General features: G+C 71.1%; 17 protein-coding genes, 3 tRNA genes and 1 pseudogene. 12 read left to right on the plus strand and 9 right to left on the minus strand.

Going from position 1 to position 16,630, the window contains the following annotated elements:
* Positions 1 to 24: 24 nt before the first annotated feature.
* Positions 25 to 98 (minus strand) — tRNA-Leu (locus ACN27J_RS29670).
* Between the two features lie 86 nt (positions 99 to 184).
* Positions 185 to 676 (minus strand): thioredoxin-dependent thiol peroxidase, encoded by a 492-nt coding sequence (bcp, locus tag ACN27J_RS29675; RefSeq protein WP_278167469.1) that lies wholly within the window; start codon positions 674 to 676, stop codon positions 185 to 187.
* A 134-nt stretch (positions 677 to 810) separates the two neighbouring features.
* Between bcp and ACN27J_RS29680 the strand changes: the two genes are divergently transcribed.
* The 4 genes and pseudogenes from ACN27J_RS29680 to ACN27J_RS29695 all read left to right on the plus strand — a co-directional run.
* Positions 811 to 1,554, plus strand: coding sequence for an energy-coupling factor ABC transporter permease (locus ACN27J_RS29680; protein WP_421371283.1), 744 nt, complete (start codon positions 811 to 813; stop codon positions 1,552 to 1,554).
* Positions 1,551 to 1,946, plus strand: coding sequence for a PDGLE domain-containing protein (locus ACN27J_RS29685; RefSeq protein WP_421371285.1), 396 nt, complete (start codon positions 1,551 to 1,553; stop codon positions 1,944 to 1,946). Before ACN27J_RS29680 ends, ACN27J_RS29685 begins: the two co-directional genes overlap by 4 nt.
* 6 nt (positions 1,947 to 1,952) lie before the next feature.
* Complete coding sequence (gene cbiQ / locus ACN27J_RS29690; RefSeq protein ID WP_421371287.1) at positions 1,953 to 2,723, plus strand: cobalt ECF transporter T component CbiQ; 771 nt, start codon at positions 1,953 to 1,955, stop codon at positions 2,721 to 2,723.
* Between the two features lie 41 nt (positions 2,724 to 2,764).
* Positions 2,765 to 3,514: pseudogene (locus tag ACN27J_RS29695) on the plus strand (energy-coupling factor ABC transporter ATP-binding protein); the annotation flags it as partial.
* On the opposite strand, the gene ACN27J_RS29700 reads toward ACN27J_RS29695, so the two are convergent.
* Genes ACN27J_RS29700 through ACN27J_RS29710 form a run of 3 tightly spaced genes read right to left on the minus strand, consistent with a single transcriptional unit; the run spans position 3,494 to position 5,914 of the window.
* On the minus strand, positions 3,494 to 4,705 hold the full coding sequence (locus ACN27J_RS29700; RefSeq protein WP_421371288.1) for a hypothetical protein: 1,212 nt from the start codon (positions 4,703 to 4,705) through the stop codon (positions 3,494 to 3,496). The pseudogene ACN27J_RS29695 and the gene ACN27J_RS29700 overlap by 21 nt on opposite strands.
* A 1-nt stretch (position 4,706) precedes the next feature.
* The gene (locus ACN27J_RS29705; RefSeq protein WP_421371289.1) at positions 4,707 to 5,417 is read right to left on the minus strand and encodes a DsbA family protein; all 711 of its coding nucleotides are present in this window, start codon (positions 5,415 to 5,417) and stop codon (positions 4,707 to 4,709) included.
* A 32-nt stretch (positions 5,418 to 5,449) separates the two neighbouring features.
* The gene (locus tag ACN27J_RS29710; protein WP_421371292.1) at positions 5,450 to 5,914 is read right to left on the minus strand and encodes a DoxX family protein; all 465 of its coding nucleotides are present in this window, start codon (positions 5,912 to 5,914) and stop codon (positions 5,450 to 5,452) included.
* Positions 5,915 to 6,085: 171 nt separating this feature from the next.
* Between ACN27J_RS29710 and ACN27J_RS29715 the strand changes: the two genes are divergently transcribed.
* A complete protein-coding gene (locus ACN27J_RS29715; RefSeq protein ID WP_421372592.1) occupies positions 6,086 to 7,750 on the plus strand; it encodes a copper resistance CopC/CopD family protein in 1,665 nt (554 codons plus the stop codon).
* Positions 7,751 to 7,763: 13 nt separating this feature from the next.
* The gene (locus ACN27J_RS29720; protein ID WP_421371294.1) at positions 7,764 to 8,597 is read left to right on the plus strand and encodes a YcnI family protein; all 834 of its coding nucleotides are present in this window, start codon (positions 7,764 to 7,766) and stop codon (positions 8,595 to 8,597) included.
* Here ACN27J_RS29720 and ACN27J_RS29725 read toward each other — a convergent pair.
* Positions 8,551 to 9,843: a glycosyltransferase family 87 protein gene (locus ACN27J_RS29725; RefSeq protein WP_421371296.1), complete on the minus strand. Its 1,293-nt coding sequence runs from the start codon at positions 9,841 to 9,843 to the stop codon at positions 8,551 to 8,553. The genes ACN27J_RS29720 and ACN27J_RS29725 overlap by 47 nt on opposite strands.
* A gap of 72 nt (positions 9,844 to 9,915) precedes the next feature.
* Here ACN27J_RS29725 and orn point away from each other — a divergent pair, with 72 nt between their 5' ends.
* The gene (gene orn / locus ACN27J_RS29730) at positions 9,916 to 10,506 is read left to right on the plus strand and encodes an oligoribonuclease (protein WP_278167479.1); all 591 of its coding nucleotides are present in this window, start codon (positions 9,916 to 9,918) and stop codon (positions 10,504 to 10,506) included.
* Between the two features lie 146 nt (positions 10,507 to 10,652).
* Positions 10,653 to 10,728 (plus strand) — tRNA-His (locus ACN27J_RS29735).
* 74 nt (positions 10,729 to 10,802) lie between these two features.
* Here ACN27J_RS29735 and ACN27J_RS29740 read toward each other — a convergent pair.
* Both ACN27J_RS29740 and ACN27J_RS29745 read right to left on the minus strand, forming a co-directional pair.
* On the minus strand, positions 10,803 to 12,128 hold the full coding sequence (locus tag ACN27J_RS29740) for an Ig-like domain-containing protein (RefSeq protein ID WP_421371298.1): 1,326 nt from the start codon (positions 12,126 to 12,128) through the stop codon (positions 10,803 to 10,805).
* Positions 12,129 to 12,350: 222 nt separating this feature from the next.
* Positions 12,351 to 13,631: an Ig-like domain-containing protein gene (locus tag ACN27J_RS29745; RefSeq protein ID WP_421371300.1), complete on the minus strand. Its 1,281-nt coding sequence runs from the start codon at positions 13,629 to 13,631 to the stop codon at positions 12,351 to 12,353.
* A gap of 186 nt (positions 13,632 to 13,817) precedes the next feature.
* On the opposite strand from ACN27J_RS29745, the gene ACN27J_RS29750 reads away from it, so the two are divergent.
* Positions 13,818 to 13,893, plus strand: a tRNA-Lys gene (locus tag ACN27J_RS29750).
* A 160-nt stretch (positions 13,894 to 14,053) separates the two neighbouring features.
* Here ACN27J_RS29750 and ACN27J_RS29755 read toward each other — a convergent pair.
* Positions 14,054 to 14,488 carry a hypothetical protein gene (locus tag ACN27J_RS29755; protein WP_421371302.1) on the minus strand — a complete coding sequence of 145 codons (435 nt, stop codon included), beginning with the start codon at positions 14,486 to 14,488 and terminating at the stop codon, positions 14,054 to 14,056.
* Positions 14,489 to 14,675: 187 nt separating this feature from the next.
* On the opposite strand from ACN27J_RS29755, the gene ACN27J_RS29760 reads away from it, so the two are divergent.
* Genes ACN27J_RS29760 through ACN27J_RS29770 form a run of 3 tightly spaced genes read left to right on the plus strand, consistent with a single transcriptional unit; the run spans position 14,676 to position 16,445 of the window.
* On the plus strand, positions 14,676 to 14,852 hold the full coding sequence (locus tag ACN27J_RS29760; protein WP_421371304.1) for a hypothetical protein: 177 nt from the start codon (positions 14,676 to 14,678) through the stop codon (positions 14,850 to 14,852).
* A gap of 46 nt (positions 14,853 to 14,898) precedes the next feature.
* On the plus strand, positions 14,899 to 15,534 hold the full coding sequence (locus ACN27J_RS29765) for a substrate-binding domain-containing protein (protein ID WP_421371305.1): 636 nt from the start codon (positions 14,899 to 14,901) through the stop codon (positions 15,532 to 15,534).
* Between the two features lie 5 nt (positions 15,535 to 15,539).
* The gene (locus ACN27J_RS29770) at positions 15,540 to 16,445 is read left to right on the plus strand and encodes a sugar phosphate isomerase/epimerase family protein (protein ID WP_421371307.1); all 906 of its coding nucleotides are present in this window, start codon (positions 15,540 to 15,542) and stop codon (positions 16,443 to 16,445) included.
* Positions 16,446 to 16,630 lie beyond the last annotated feature (185 nt).

The raw sequence follows: 16,630 nt of genomic DNA on the forward strand, positions 1-16,630 counted from the left end.
TGGGCCTGGGTGCCAGGCGCTGGGTAGGGCCGGCGGGACTTGAACCCACACTGGTGCGATCCTAAGTCGCATGCCTCTGCCAATTGGGCTACGGCCCCGAGCGCTTCTAGGTTACGTGCCGAGGACAGGCTAGCCGAATCCCGGTCGGCCGGAGCCGGAGCCGGGGCCGGCGGCGGCTGTTGCGTCAGTCGAGGCCGAGGTCGCGGCGGAGCTTGGCGACGTGGCCGGTGGCCTTGACGTTGTACAGCGCCCTGGTGATCCGCCCGTCGGCGTCGATCACGAAGGTCGACCGGATCACCCCGGTGACCGTCCTGCCGTACAGCTGCTTCTCGCCGTAGGCGCCGTACGCGGTGAGCACGGTCTTGTCCGGGTCGGACACCAGCGGGAAGGTGAGCCCGTCGCGCTCGCGGAACTTGGCGAGTTTCTCCGGTTTGTCGGGAGAGATGCCGACCACTTCGTAGCCGGCGGCCTGCAGTCCGGCGAGCGAGTCGCGGAAATCACACGCCTGCTTCGTGCAGCCCGGGGTCATCGCCGAGGGGTACGCGTACAGCACCACGTTGCGCCCGCGTAGCTCCTTGAGGGACAACTGGTCGCCACTGTCGGTCGGCAGGGTGAACTCCGGGGCGGAATCGCCCGGCGCGAGGCGGACCGGCCCGCCGGTGGCAGCTGAGGTCATGGCCGGAGCCTACTCCGAGGCCGTTGGCCGGGTCGGACCGCCAACCGTGATTAGTTGCATGCCCTATGCAAGAGCAGCGACAGCGAAATAGGCTGGCTACGCGACCAACGGATTGCCCAGCCGGGAGGAACCAGGTGGACCCCCTCGCACTCCACATCCAGAACGGGGTGCTCAACGGCCCCGTAGCGATCAGCTACGCCGTGCTTGCCGCGGTGGCCTTCGGGTACTGCATGGTCCGCGGCCGCCGGGACCTCGACGACCGGCTCGCCCCGATGGCCGGCCTGGTCGCCGCATTCATCTTCGCCGTCCAGATGCTCAACTTCCCGGTGCTGCCCGGGGTCAGCGGCCACCTGCTCGGCGGCGCGTTGGCCGCGCTGCTGGTCGGCCCGTGGGTCGGCGCGCTCTGCGTGTCGATCGTGCTTATCGTGCAGGCACTGCTGTTCGCCGATGGCGGGGTCACCGCGATCGGCCCGAACGTCACCAACATGGCGCTGGTCGGCACCGCCGCGGCGTACGGGCTGATCTTCGTCCTGCTGCGGCTACTGCCGCGTACCCCGACCGGACTGGCGGTCACCGCGTTCGTCGCGTCGGTGGTCAGTGTGGTCGCCGCCGCGTTGAGCTTCGTGCTGCAGTACGCCATCGGCGGCACCACGCAGCTGCAGGAGTTCGGCCTCGGTCAGGTGCTGGCCCTGATGACCGGCACCCACGTCCTGATCGGCGTGGGTGAGGGGTTGATCGCCGCGGTCACCGTGCTGACCGTCGCCCGGACGCGTCCGGACCTGGTGTACGCCCTGCGCGGACTGCGCCGCCCGAGCACGCCGAGCACACCGGCCGCTCCCGCCACCACCCAGCCCGCGTCCACCGGAGGTGCCGTATGAAGCGCAACACCGGTTTCGTCCTGGCCGGCCTGTTCGTCTCGCTGCTGCTGGCCGGCGTGGTCAGCAACTTCGCCTCCGGCTCGCCCGACGGGCTGGACTCGGCGTCGACCCGGGGCTGCGAACTCGACGGCGAGGAGATCGTCGGCGGGGCCTGCATGGGCTCCGGCGCGCAGGACCACGAGCTGGCCGACAGCCCGTTCGCCGACTACGGCCTGACCGCCGTGGACAACGGTTTCGTCGGTACGGCGGTCGCCGGCGCGGTCGGGGTGCTACTCACCTTCGCGGTCGCCGGTGGGCTGTTCTGGCTGACCCGCAGCCGCCGGCCGGCTGCCGGGACACCGGCCGCCGAGGCAGCGGCCATCGAGGCGCCGGCCGGCGGACCGAAGAGCTGACCAGCGGTGGGAGCCGGGCACACACAGCTGCTGCACCTGGAGCGGGACAGCCCGGTGCACCGGCTCCCGCCGGAGACGAAGATCGCCGCGATGCTGGCGTTCACCCTGGTGGTGGTGGCCACCCCGCGCGAGCGGTTGTGGGCCTTCGGCGGCTATCTGCTGCTGGTCGTGGCGGTCGCCGTCGTCGCCCGGGTGCCGGCCGGCTGGCTGGCCCGGCGGTCGCTGATCGAGGTCCCGTTCGTGGCCTTCGCGTTCGCGTTGCCGTTGCTGGCCGGCGGTGAACGGATCCCGGTCGCCGGTCTGAGCCTGTCCGTCGAAGGCCTCTACGGCGGCTGGAACATCCTGGCCAAGGCCACCCTCGGGGTGCTCGCGTCGCTGCTGCTGGCGGCCACCACCACCAGCCGTGACCTGCTGGTCGGGCTGGACCGGCTGCGCTGCCCGTCGATCGTCACCCAGATCGCCACGTTCATGCTGCGCTACGTCGACGTGCTGGTCGACGAGGCCCGGCGGATGCGGATCGCCCGGATCTCCCGGGGTGACGACCCGCGTTTCCTCTGGCAGGTACGCGGTTTCGCAGCCGGCGTCGGTGCGTTGTTCCTGCGGGCGTTCGAGCGCGGCGAGCGGGTGTACCTGGCGATGATCTCCCGCGGCTACACCGGTCGGATGCCGGTGGCCTGGCAGGCCACCGGCGGTGCCACGGTCGGCCAGTGGACGCTGGCCGCGTCGGTGCCGGTGACGGCGGCTACCATCGCCGCCGTGGCGGTGTTGTCGCGGTGAGCGGTCCGATCGACGCCGGTTCGACACGGCCTGCCGGTCCGGTGCAGCCTGCCGGTCCGGTGCCGCCGTCGCTGCGGGTGCGTGACCTGCGGTTCAGCTATCCGGACGGGCATCCGGCGCTGCACGGGGTGGATCTGACCGTGCCGGCCGGGGCCCGGGTGGCGTTGCTGGGGCCCAACGGCGCCGGCAAGACCACCCTGGTGCTGCACCTCAACGGCGTACTGCGGGGCGGGTCCGGCCAGGTCGAGGTCGGCGGGCTGCCGGTGGACCAGCGGCGGTCGACGCTCGCCGAGGTGCGCCGCCGGGTCGGCATCGTCTTCCAGGATCCGGACGACCAGCTGTTCCTGCCGACGGTCGCCGAGGACGTGGCGTTCGGCCCGGCGAACCTGGGGCTGCGTGGCGCCGAGCTGGCGGCGCGGGTCGACGAGGCGCTCGACGCCGTCGGGATGGCGCAGCACCGGGACCGGTCCCCGCAGCACCTGTCGTTCGGTCAGCGGCGGCGGGTGGCGGTGGCGACGGTGCTGTCGATGCGTCCGGAGATCCTGGTGCTGGACGAGCCGTCGTCGAACCTCGACCCGGCGGCCCGCCGTGAGCTGGCCGAGATCCTGCACCGGCTGCCGGTGACGATCCTGATGGTCACCCACGACCTGCCGTACGCGTTGGAGCTGTGCGACCGGTCGGTGATCCTGGACGGCGGCCGGGTGGTGGCGGACGGTCCGACCACCGAATTGCTCGCCGACGCGCAACTGCTGGCCCGGCACCGGCTGGAGCTACCGTTGGGCTTCGACCCGCTGCTCGCCGCGCGCCAGCTCGCGACCGTCCGGGCCGACACCATCCGGGCCGTCGCCGGCGGCCCGACCGACGCTGTCCGGGCCGTCGCCGGCGGCCCGACCGACGCCGCCCGGACCGGTGACGGGCTCCGCGCGCAGGCGTAGCACCGCGCCGAGCGTCACGGCGGCCCCGCTGACCAGGACGGCGGCGACCACGATCCGCGGCCACCAGGCCGGTCCGGGCACCGGGGCGATCGCCCGGGTGAACACGGCGGCGTTGGCCGCCCCGGCGAAGATCGCCAGGCAGGCGCCGGTCAGGGCGAGGGCCAGCTCGGCACCGGGCCGGCGGCGTGCCGCGTACCCGGCGGCAGCCAGCGCGGCCAGCCCGGTCAGCAACGCCCAGACCGGCCCGTCGAGCAGCACGCTGAGCAGGCCGGACGGCCCACCGGTGCCGGATTCGACGGCGCGGGCCATCGCATAGCCGACGGCGGCCGCGCCGCCGACGGCGAGCCCGCCGGCGGAGACCAGCTGTGCGGTCCACCGGCCGCGCCGAGCGGTGGCCACCAGAGCGACCGCCAGCAGTACGCTGCCGAGCAGCGTGCCGCCCCACCAGCGCAGCGGGTCGGGCGGCGGGATCCAGTCCAGCGTGCCGCGCAGCTCGACCGGGGTGACGCCGTCGCGCAGCGGCACCACCCAGTCGCGTACCCGGTGCACCTGGTCGGGTGCGGCCCGCACCACGTCCGGCGGTGCGGCGTCCAGCCAGTAGGTCCGCTGGTCGTGCCAGCGGACCACCGGGCGGTCGGCGATCCGTCGCCAGTCCGGCGGTGCGGCCGGGTCGGCGTCGGCGGGCACCGGGGTGTCGCCGGACAGGGTCTCGTTCTGGTACGCGGTGGGGGAGCGCCGGTTCTGGTAGACCCCGTCCGGTCGGATCTCCAGGTACGGCTCCCCGGTGTAGCCGAGTACCTCGATCGGCCGGCCGCTGTGGTTGGTCAGCTCGAGTCGGGCGCCGGCCTCGACGACCCGCACGGTGAGCCCGTCGACGGCCGGCACGGTGCCGGTCACCGCCACCCGGTAGTCGGTGGCCGCGGGGGCGTCCGCGCCGTGCGCGGCGGCCGGCGTCGCGGCACCGGTGAGCAGCACCGCCGCCACGCCGACGAACACCGCCAGCCGCCGGGTGGCCCGCGCCTGCGCCGGCCGTCGGGTGAACAGCACGTCAGCCGGCCGCGTCGACGGCGGCGGTGATGGCCTGGGCGCTCGATGCGACGGTCTCGCCGTCGACCATGACGGTCGGGGTGCCGCTGACCCCGGCCCGGCCGGCCTGCTCGGTGACGTGGGCCGGCCAGCCGGCGTAGGTGTCGTCCCGGACGCACTGGCCGAAGCTGCCGGTGTCCAGCCCGACCTCACCGCCGATGGCGATCAGCTGCTCCTCGCTGAGCCCGGGGCCGCCCTCGGCCGGCTGCTGCTCGTAGAGCGCGGCGGCGTACTCCTCGAACTTGCCGCCGGCCGCCGCGCAGCCGGACGCCGCCGACGCCCGCGTCGAGTACGCGTCGTCGCTGAGCCGGTCGAGGATCGCGACGGGGTGGAACACGAGCGTGATCCTGCCATCCTCGACGAGCTGGTCCAGGGTCGGGCCGACCTGCTGTTCGAACTGCCGGCAGGCGGGGCAGAGGAAGTCGGCGTAGAGGTCGACGGTGACCGGGCCGTCGCCGATCGGGATGCCGGAGTCGTCGGCGACCGCACCGGGCGGCGCGGTGTACTCGCCGCCGCGCTGGGTCTGGTAGACGGCCCAGCCGATCATGCCGGCGAGGACCAGCGCCACCACGGCCGCCACCGACGTCCAGAGGGCGCGCTGGCGCCGCCGCTCCCGGGCCAGCTGTTCGCGGACCACCCGGGCTGCCTTCTTCTGCTCCACTCGCCGGCTCATCACCGTCACCCGCCGATCTACCTGAAATCCGACTATCTGCTGTTGTTTACCCACGAATCCGTCGACAGTGCCGTGCGCGGCCACCACACCAGGAACCCGGCGAGCGCGAGGAACGCAAGGTCGCGGGCGATCTCCGGGCCGTAGGCGGGGGTCTGCCCGGCGGCCAGTTCACCGCCGACGCCGAAGCAGCCGCAGTCGATCCGCAGCCCGCGCATCCACGCGGAGGTGATGCCGGCGATGAAGACGACCAGCAGGCCGGCTGAGACGGCCGCGCAGAGCCGGGTGGCCAGCCCGATCAGCAGCAGCACGCCGAGCGCCAGTTCGACGAAGGGCAGCGCGGCGCCGATCACCATCGCCAGGTCGTACGGGAAGACCTGGTAGGCGTTGACCGCCCGGCCGGACCCGGCCAGGTCGGTGACCTTCGACCCGCCAGCGAACAACCACACGGCGGCCAGCCCGAGGCGGACGGCGGCACCGATCCAGGGTCGTACCCTCATGTCTGTTAGTCGCTGCGCACCCGGTGCCGAGTTCCACGGCGACGTGCCAACAAACCGAAAAATCCGATGTCGTACGTCACATCGGGCATCACCGGAACTTCGGCCCCCGATCAGCCGACCAACCACAAATGAGGGGAGCCGGGTCGCGCGGGCCCAGGTGGACCGGCGAGCATATTGCCCATGACTGCCGCAACGAATAGATGGACGTCGCGCCTCGTGGCCGTCGCCGGCCTGCTGCTGGCGGCGCTGCCCGTGGTGCTGCTACCCGCCGCCGCGCCGGCCAGCGCACACGCCGTCCTGGTCAGCACCAGCCCGGTGACCGACTCGGTGCTGCCGAACGCGCCGGCCGAAGTGGTGCTGACCTTCTCCGAATCGGTGCGGCAGGTCCCCGACCGGGTACGGGTGATCGCCCCGGACGGGCAGCGCGTCGACCAGGGCGAGCCGGTCTTCGACGGAGCGGTGGTCACCGTCGGCGTCGAGCAGCAGACGTCGCGCGGCACCTACCTGGTCAGCTACCGGGTGATCTCCGCCGACGGACACCCGGTCAGCGGCGGCTTCACCTACTCGGTCGGCGCGCCGTCGGCGGTGCCCACCGACGACGGCGGCGCCGACACCGATCCGCTGGTCAGCGGGCTGCTGCAGGCGGCCAAGTTCGTCGGGTACGCCGGACTGCTGCTGATCGTCGGCCCGGTGCTGGTGCTGAGCATGCTCTGGCCGCGCCGGCTGGCCCGCGGCGGGCCGGGCCGCCTGGTCTGGACCGGGCTGGGACTCGTCGCGGCGTCCACCCTGGCGACCATCTGGCTGCAGGCCCCGTACGTCACCGGCGGCGGGATCGGCGACGCCGACGGCGCGGCGCTGCGCGACGTCCTCGGCAGCGGGATCGGCGCCGCGCTGCTGGTCCGGCTCGGGGTGCTGGCCGCCACGGCGGTGCTGCTGCGGCCGTTCCTGGCCGGCTCGGAGGGCCGCAGTGACCAGATCCTGCTCGGCGTCCTGGCCGTCATCGGGGTGTTCACCTGGCCACTGGCCGGACACCCGAGCGCTTCGCCGGTGCCGGCCGTCTCCGTCGTCATCGACGCCGTACACCTCAGCTCGATGGCGGTCTGGCTCGGCGGTCTGGCGATGCTCGCGGTGTTCCTGCTCCGGCAGGCCGAGGAGCGGGAACTCGCCGCGATCCTGCCGATCTGGTCGCGCTGGGCGGCGTTGGCGGTCTGTGCCCTGCTGCTGGCCGGTACGGTGCAGGCGCTGATCGAGGTGGGCACCCTCGAGGCGCTGTTCGGCACCACTTACGGCCGGTTGCTGCTGGCCAAGATCGGCCTGTTCGGGCTGGTCCTCGCGGTGGCGGCGTACTCGCGGCAGCTGGTGCGCAACCGCAGCGCCGCCGGCCGTCCCGGCCGGATGCGGCAGGCGATCGTTGCCGAACTGGCCGTCACCGCCGTGGTGCTGGCGGTCACCGCGGTGCTGGTGCAGACCACCCCGGCCCGGACCGCCATCGGCGAGGACCTGCGGGCCGACAGCGGCTACTTCTCTACCACGCTGAACAGTGACATCTACTCGCTGCAGGTCGAGGTGGACCCGGCCCGGCGGGGCAACAACTCCGTCCACCTGTACGCCTACACCGAGGACAACCGGCCGCAGCCGGTGATCGAGTGGCAGGCCACGGCGGCGTTGCCGGCCAGCGGGGTCGAGCCGATCGAGATACCGCTGCTGCCGCTGACCGACAACCACGCCACCGGTGAGATCAGCCTGCCGGCGGCGGGAGACTGGGAGCTGCGGATCACCGTCCGGATCTCCGACATCGATCAGGCGACCGTCTCCACGACGGTGGAAATCAACTAGAAAGGGCTACTTCATGCTCCGTCACCGACGCACACCGGTCCGCGCCGCGGCGCTCGCCGGTGCGGCCGTCCTCGTCGGCGTCCTCGGCCTGGCCGCCCCGGCGGCCGCGCACATTTCGGTCAACCCATCGCAGGCCACCGTCGGCGACTACGCCCGGCTGGCGTTCCGGGTGCCGAACGAGAGCGACGAACACAGCACCGTCGAGGTGGAGGTGGTGATGCCGGAGGACGCACCGGTCGCCTCGGTGACACTGGCCCGGGTGCCGGGCTGGACCGCCGATGTGCAGGTGGCGCCAGTGGATCCGCCACTGGAGGTGCACGGTGCCCAGGTCACCGAGGCGGTGTCCCGGATCGTGTGGACCGCAGACAACCCGCAGGCCGGGGTGCAGCCGGGTGAGTTCGTGGAGTTCCCGGTCTCCCTCGGCCCGCTGCCCGAGGCCGAGCAGCTGGTCTTCAAGTCGCTGCAGACCTACTCCGACGGCACCGTGGTGCGGTGGATCGAGGTTCCGGTGCCCGGTGAGGAGGAGCCGGCCACCCCGGCCAGCGTGCTCACGTTGACCTCGGCGGAGGAGGACAGCCCCGCCGTCGGCGGCGGTCAGGAACAGGTCGACGACGAGGCGCCGGCCGACGACACCGCGACCGGCAGCGACGCCGGCGAAAGCGACACCGGCGGCAACGGTGCGGCGCTCGGGGTGGGGATCGTCGGGCTGCTCGCCGGCCTCGGCGGGTTGGCACTCGGCGGGCTGGCGTTCGCCCGGACCCGCCGCCCGACGCCTGCTCCGGCAACTGCCCCAGCGGCCGCTACCCGCCCGGAGTCGACGTCGGGTGGCGGCGGATCGGCAGACTGACCAGCAGCAGCGCGGCCGCCAGCACGTACAGGTTGCGCAACACGAAGGTGGCCGGATCGTCGGTCGGCACCTTCGCGTGCCCCCAGTCGATCAGTGACACGACACCGACGACCAGCGCCGCGAAGATGACCGCCGCCAACGCCACCGACGCCGCCGGTCCGGCGGCCCGGACTCCGCGCCGGGCCGCCGCCGGCTGCGGCCCGGCGGCGACCAGCGGGCGGTCCGGCAGCGCCGCGTCGAGGAGCACGATCAGCGCCGGGACGAACCAGTAGACGTGGTGAGGCCAGGTGATCGGTGCGATCAGCGCGGCCACCAGACCGGTCAGGGTCAGCCCGGCAAGCTCGTCGCCGGCCCGTACCGCACGGGCCGCGCGCCACAGCCCGTAGCCGGCGGCGACGGTCACCAGCACCAGCCAGACCAGCCGGTCCGGCTCGGCCGGAGCGGCCAGCCGGGCGAGTAGCCCTTGCAGCGACTGGTTGCCGGTGTAGTCGCCGCGCCCCACCCGCTCGGTGCTCCACAGCTCGGTGAACCAGAACCGCCACGACTCGGCCGGGGCGACCGCTGCGGCGAGCGCGGTGGCGGCCGCCGCCGCCAGGCAGGACACCAGCGCCGCCCGCCACCGGCGGGTGACCAGCAGGTAGACGATGAAGATCCCCGGGAACAGCTTGATCGCCGTCGCCAGGCCGATGCCGACGCCGGCCCAGCGGGACCGCTTCGGTACGGCGAACAGCAGGTCGGCCAGGATCAGCACGACCAGCAGCATGTTGATCTGCCCGAGGAAGATCGTCTCCCGGGTCGGCTCGATCAGCACCACCAGCGGTACCGCCAGACCGGCCAGCCACCAGCGCGGCAGACCACGCCGGCGGGCGATCGGGGTGACCAGCCAGACCGTGGTGACCACCACCGCCAGCAGCGTGCCGACGGTGAACACGGCGGCGGCGGTCCCGGCGCCCACGGCCGCGAACGGGCGCAGCAACAGCGCGGTGAACGGGGGATAGGTGAAGTAGAGCTGGCCCTGCACGATGTCGGGCTGAACGTAGTCGTACAGCGGGTTGCCGTCGGCCCACCAGCGCATCGCGCTCAGGTAGATCTTCAGGTCGTAGAAGTCGTGCCGGTTGCCGTACCAGATCAGGGCAGCGACCACGGCGGCGCTGAGCGCGACGACGACCGCGACCCGGCGCGGCGTGCGGGATCTGTCGTCGACGGGACGCGGCGCGGGGCCGTCCGGGAGGGTGTCGGCGGGCACGCCCGCGAGCCTAGCGGGGGCCGCCGCCGGTGACCTGGCAGGCTGCTGGACGGCGCCGCGTAGGCTGTCCGCGTGGCGGATCTTCTTGTCTGGATCGACTGTGAGATGACCGGGCTCGACCTCGGCAGGGACGCGTTGATAGAGGTGGCCGCGTTGGTCACCGACTCCGACCTCAACGTGCTCGGTGACGGCGTCGACCTGGTAATCCACGCCGACGAGGAGGCACTGGCCGGGATGCCGGACGTGGTGCGGGAGATGCACGCCAAGTCCGGGCTGACCGAGGAGGTGCGGCGTTCGGCGGTCACCCTCGCCGAGGCGCAGGACCGGGTGCTGGAGTACGTGACCAGCTTCGTGCAGGAGCCGAAGACCGCGCCGCTGTGCGGCAACTCGATCGCCACCGACCGCGGGTTCATCGCCCGCGACATGCCGCGACTCGACTCCTACCTGCATTACCGCATGATCGACGTCTCGTCGATCAAGGAGTTGTGCCGCCGGTGGTACCCCCGGGTCTATTTCGGGCAGCCGGCCAAGGGGCTGTCGCACCGGGCGCTGGCGGACATCCGGGAGAGCATCCGGGAGCTGGAGTACTACCGGCGGTCGATCTTCGTGCCGTTGCCCGGCCCGGACGTCGACGCGGCCAAGGCGATCGCCGCCGGCCTCTGACCGCCGTCGGCCTCTGACCGCCGCCGAATGACCGGCCGCTGGGTGGCGGCTGGGCAGGCCCGGCGGAACCCGCTCGACGTGATGCCCGCCGGTAGGGCTATCATTGGTCGGCACCCCACGCGGCAGTCTGCCGGGTGTGGTTCTTGGTGGCTGTAGCTCAGCAGGTAGAGCACCGGGTTGTGGTCCCGGGTGTCGAGGGTTCAAGTCCCTTCAGTCACCCCATACCGAAGCGCCCGGCCAGGATCAGATCCTGGCCGGGCGCTTTTCGCTCGGTGCCCGTCCCGGGCGGGGACGGGTCAGGCCTGCGGGTCCGAGCTGGTCCCGGACCCGCCGGCGGCACCGCCCGGCGTCGACTCCGTCGTTGCCGACTCGGTCGACTCGGTCGACTCCGGCTCGTACGGCAGGGCGCTGCCTTCGACGAGCTCGTCCCAGCTGAGGTTCCACACCGTCCAACCGTTGCCGTTGGCGAGCTGGACCTCGGTGCCCTTGACCGTGACCGGGTCACCGACCCTGGTCTGGTTGAACAGCCACTTGGCGTTGTCCATCGACATGTTGACGCAGCCGTGTGACACGTTGCGTACCCCCTGGTCGGCCACCGACCACGGGGCGGCGTGGATGAACTCGCCGCCCCAGGTCAGCCGCTGGGCGTACTCGATGTCCGTCCGGTAGCCCTCCTCCGGGCCCAGCTCCTCGTACGTGTCGAAGACGGTCTCCTTCAGCTTTTCCATCACGATCATGGTGCCGCTGGAGGAAGGCGTCTTCGGCTTGCCGAGACTGACCGGGATCTCCTTGATCGTCTCGCCGTCCTTGGTGACCACCATCGTCTTGCTGGCGTTGTCCACCGTCATCACCAGCGCCGCACCGACCTCGGCGTCCACGGTCAGGTCGTTGCGGCCGTACCAGCCGTCGCCCATCGGCAGGCCACCGGTCTGCGCCTTGTAGAACAGCTGGGTGCCGGCCTGCCAGAACTCGCGTGGCCGGAACTGGACCTCGGTGGGGCTCACCCAGTACCAGATGCCCTCCTGGGCGGGCTCGGTCTCGACGCTCAACCGTCGCTGCACGTCGTCGCGGTAGTCCTGCGGGATGTCCCGGCTGAACCGCAGAATCAGTGGCATCGCGACGCCGACCACGTTGCCGTCGCCCAGGAAGCTGGACACCCGCACCTGGTTGCCCGGCTGGGCCATGGTCCGGAAGTTGTGGCTGGTCACGGTGGTCTCGCCGTCGTCGCCGGTCACCGTCACCGTCGCGGTGTACGCGGCGTCGTACTCCAACTGCCCGTTCGGCAGGAAGACGGTGCCGTCGGCATCGACCTCGCCCGGCACCGGGTTGCCGTCGGCGTCGGTCAACTCCACCGTGGTCTGCGCCGCCTCGGTGGTGGTGAACGTGATCGCCGTCGACGCGGGCACGTCGGTGGCGTCGGCGGCCGGCTCGGTGATCGTCGCCTGGGCCTGCGGGCTCGGGTCGGCCTCCGTACCGCCCTGCCAGGTGGGGGCGTCGCCGGCGCCGGTGCAGGCACCGGTGAGGGCGAGCGCCGCGGCGAGCGCGACGGCCGTGACAACCCGCGGTACGGGCGGTCGTGCCCGTCCGGTGCGCGGCTTTACCTGGAAGCGGCTGACTCGCATGATCCCCTCACGAAGTTCGGTCCCCGGATCCCATCGTCCAGCAAAGACGCAGTGGGGCAACTCCCGGGTTCGTGCCTCAACGTATGCAACATCGACACGGCTGACCGATATTTCCCGGATCATCCGGTCCGATCGGTCAGCCGTGTCTTATTCATCCGTGTTTGGCAGTTATTCAGATGTCATACTGTGCCGATCTGATGCCGACCGGAACTGTATCGACCGTCACCCGGACGTTGCTGTCGGTACCGGAGTCGGTGCCGTTGGTGCCGGTGAACCAGCCCCTGCCGGCTGCAGATCGGCCGGAACCGGCAACGCACTACCTTTGACGAACTCGTCCCAGGTGAGGTTCCAGGCGGTCCAGCCGTTGCCGTTGGCGAGCTGGACCTCGGTGCCCTTGACCGTGACCGGGTCACCGACCCTGGTCTGGTTGAACAGCCACTTGGCGTTGTCCATCGACATGTTGATGCAGCCGTGTGACACGTTGCGTACCCCCTGGTCGCCGACCGACCACGGGGCGGCGTGGATGAACTCGCCACCCCAGGTCAGCCGCTGGGCGAACGAGATGTCCGTCCGGTAGCCCTCTTCCGGGCCCAACTCGGCGAAAGTGTCGAAAACGGTCTGTTCCTGCTTGTCCATCACCACCATGGTGCCGCTCGACGACGGCGTACTCGGCTTGCCGAGACTGACCGGCATCTGCTTGACCAGCTTGTCATTCTTGAACATCGACAGCTGCTTGGTGGCGTTGTCGACCTCCACGGTCACCTTCTCGCCGATCTTCGCGGTGGCGCCCCGGTCCATGTCTCCGTACCGGCCGTCACCGGTCGGGTGACCGTCCAGCGCGATCCGGGTGGTCAACGTCGTGCCGGCCTGCCAGAAGTCCGGAGCACGGTAGAACGCCTGGGTACCGTTGGACACCCAGTGCCAGGTGCCCGGCTGCGGCGGGTCGGTCTTGACGAACATCCGCTTCTGTACGCTGGCCCGCTCCTGCTCCGGGATGCCGGGGAAGAACTCGACCACCACCGGCATCGCCACCCCGTACGTCCGTCCGTCGAACAGGTAGAGGCCGGTGCCGGTCTGCGACCCGGATCTGCCCATCGTGGTGAATGACGTGGTCTTGGTCTCCTCCTCCCCGGTGCTGCTGGTCGCGACGACAGTCGCCGTGTACTTCTTCTGATTCTTGAGTGGTTTGTCCGGCACCCAGGCGGTGCCGTCCTCCCGCATACTGCCGCTGACCTCGCCGCCACCGTCCTCGACGAGGGTCACCGAGGTGACCTCCCCACCGCTGACCGTGGTGCCGATCTCCGTGCTGATCGGCAGGTTCTTCGCGTCCGTCTTCGGCGCGATGGCGAACTCGAACGGCTCCGGCGGGGGTGTCGGACTCGCCGTGGCCACCTGGCCGTTGACGAATCGTGGCGTTTTGTCCGATCCACACCCTGCCAGTGCCGCCGGTGCGATGACTGCCAGTGTCACCGCGACCGACCAACCCCTCCTGACCTTGTGCATGCCAGTCCCCGTTCCTTGTTCCGTCCCTGCCGACATCGTGCATCACCCGCCATGCCCTTCGTGCCTGATCCGGAAGGGTGCCAGATCCGCGCACATGGGCAGGTCCGCCGGACAGACGGCTCGTTGCCGGCAACTGGTTGGAAGCTGGACGGCCGGACATGCTAGGGTTGCCCGCGTTGTCAGCGAGCGCCGCTAGCTCAACTGGCAGAGCAGCGGACTCTTAATCCGCGGGTTGTAGGTTCGAGTCCTACGCGGCGTACCAGACACCAAGGCCCCGACCAGCGGTTTCCGCCCGGTCGGGGCCTTACGCCGTACGCCCGGCCCGGTGCTCGCCGGGCGCTCGGGAGCCGTTGGACCGGTCGCCGTTCGACGGGACCGGGACCGCCCCGGTGGACGCCACCGGCGTAGCCCTCGGGGTGGTCTCACCTTGGTGTCGTCGGCTGGTGGGCGACGATCGCGGCGTCGGGGATGCGGTCTTCGGTGAGTAGGGCGACGACCTCGTCGAGCAGGTGTTCGAGGTCGCCGAGGCCGTGCAGGTCGTAGTGCTTGCTGACGATCCTGTCGTCAGCCAGACGGACCGTCGCCACCTCGGCTTCGCCGGTGCTCCAGATCGCGATCTCGGCGAGCCACGAGGCGGACTCGAGCTCGCTGATCACGATCGGCTTGCCGTGGTTCGGCTCGATCGGCCGCGTGTGCCACGACATGGTCAGACTCGACCAGGTCTCGGTCCGCGCCAGCACCGCGTCGGACAGCGCCTCGAGCGGGAACGTCACGCCGACGACTATCGCACGCTTGGCAAAGCACGCTTCTGCGGTCGAGGCGACGCGATCCATCAACCAGTTGAGTAGCCGGATCACCGATCCGACCTGGATCGAGGCGTCGTGGGCGGTGAACCCACCCAGGCTAGCTCGCGGTCAGCGCGAGGTCGGGCTGCTGGGTGCGGAGGAGCTGAGCGAGAGCGGCGATTCGCCGTAGCGGTGACAAGTCTGGCGGCGGAAGAGGGCTGTCGCTGAGAAGCTGGGACACCGCGTCGCGGACTGCGGTGTGCAGGGGCGAATCGTCGATGACGACGTCGTGCAGGAGGCGATCGCCTCGGTGTGCGGTGATGCGGTGCTGGTTGCGGTCGAGCTGCCAGCCGTCTGGGGCTGTGACGGGGTCGAGGTGCGCCACGAATCTGGTTTGCCCGGCGTGCACCGTGATGTGGCGGTGCCTGTCGTCTGACGGCCGGCGGCCTCGGCTCCACTGGCTGCGACCGACGGAGCCGGGAGTGGACACCGACTGTCCGGTCACGTTCATCAACCCCATCGGCGGGTACGGCTTCGGCCACGTCGGCGCCGAGTTCGTCAGCCAGCGGATGACCCCCGGCGGCAAGCTGCTCGCCCTGCGCATCCTGCCCGGCGTCGACGTGCTGGAGACTCGCTGGTCCGCCGCGAAGGTCGTCTTCGACCGGGCGCAGGTCGACGTCGTCGGAGTCGAGTTCACCGACGGCGACCCGGCGAAGACCAAGAAGATCGTCGACGACTACATCCAGCGGTACGGCACGATCGACGGTGTCTGGATGGACGCCGGCGCGGTCGCGGTCGCCGCGGTCGAGGCGTTCCAGGACGCCGGCAAGCCGGTGCCACCCATCAACGGCGAGGACCAGCTCGACTTCCTGCGGATGTGGAAGGACAACGGCCTCACCGCGATCGCCCCGACCTACCCGACCTACCAGTGGCGTACGCCGATCATCGCCGCCCTGCGGATCCTCGACGGCCAGCAGGTGTCCAATCCGTGGAAGCTGCCGCAGCCGACGATCACGGAGGAGAATCTGGACAGCTACCTCGACCCGGACATGCCGCCGCTGCACTACGCGATGTGCGGCTGCACCGGCCTGCCGGGCTACCCGCAGCGCTGGAAGTAGGCCCGGTGTACCAGATCGGGGTGAACCCCTGGGTGTGGACCTCGCCGGTGGACGACGCGGCCCTGGCCGAGTTGCTGCCCCGGATCGCCGGATTCGGCTTCGACGCCGTCGAACTGCCGATCGAGCAGTCCGGCGACTGGGATCCGCGCCGTACCCGGGATCTGCTCGCGGAACTCGGACTGACCGCGGCGGGCGTCTGCGCGGTCACCCCACCCGGCCGGGACCTCGTCGACGCCCCACCGGCGGTGGTCGAGGCGACAGTGGCCTACCTGAAAGGCTGCGTCGACAGCGCGGTGGCCGTCGGCGCGCCGACCGTCGGCGGGCCGGTCTACGCCTCGGTGGGTCGGACCTGGCGGATGACCCCGGCCGCCCGCGCCGCCTGCTACGCGGATTTCCGTCGGGCCCTGGCGCCGGTCGCCGACCATGCGGCCGCCCACGGTGTGTCGATCGGCGTCGAAGCCTTGAACCGGTACGAGACGAGCGTGGTCAACACGATCGATCAGGCGGTGGAGCTGATCGACGGTCTACCGCCGAACGTCGGGCTCATGATCGACACGTACCACATGAACATCGAGGAGGCCGATCCGTACGCGGCGGTCGCCGCCGCTGGGCCGTACATCAAGCACGTCCAGGTCAGCGGCACCGACCGGGGGGCTCCCGGCGCGGACCACCTGGACTGGCCCCGGTTTCTCACCGCCCTGGTCACGACCGGGTACCGGGGCGCGATCTGCATCGAGTCGTTCACCCCGGAGAACGAGACGATCGCGACCGCCGCGTCGATCTGGCGGCCCCTCGCCGCGTCGCCCGACCGGCTCGCGTTCGACGGTCTGACCTACCTGCGGCAGGCCCTGCGGTCCGCACCCGGACCGCCACCCGTCGGCCGGCCCGGCGCGGGCGGTGATCACCAGTAGGTTCGTGACGGTGCTGGCCAGCTGATCACTAGGGATTCACCTCGATCATCCCTGCCCGCGCTCGGCCGCACATATCATGCGAACGATCCACCATGAGCACTCTGTGCCCTTGCGTCGGGCTCGGACGGTGCCTCTATCTGGTGCTGGCTGGCATCTGGTGCTGGCTGAAAGGTGTGAGATCGGTG

The sequence above is a fragment of the Solwaraspora sp. WMMB762 genome (genome assembly GCF_049179115.1).
Taxonomy (GTDB): domain Bacteria; phylum Actinomycetota; class Actinomycetes; order Mycobacteriales; family Micromonosporaceae; genus Micromonospora_E.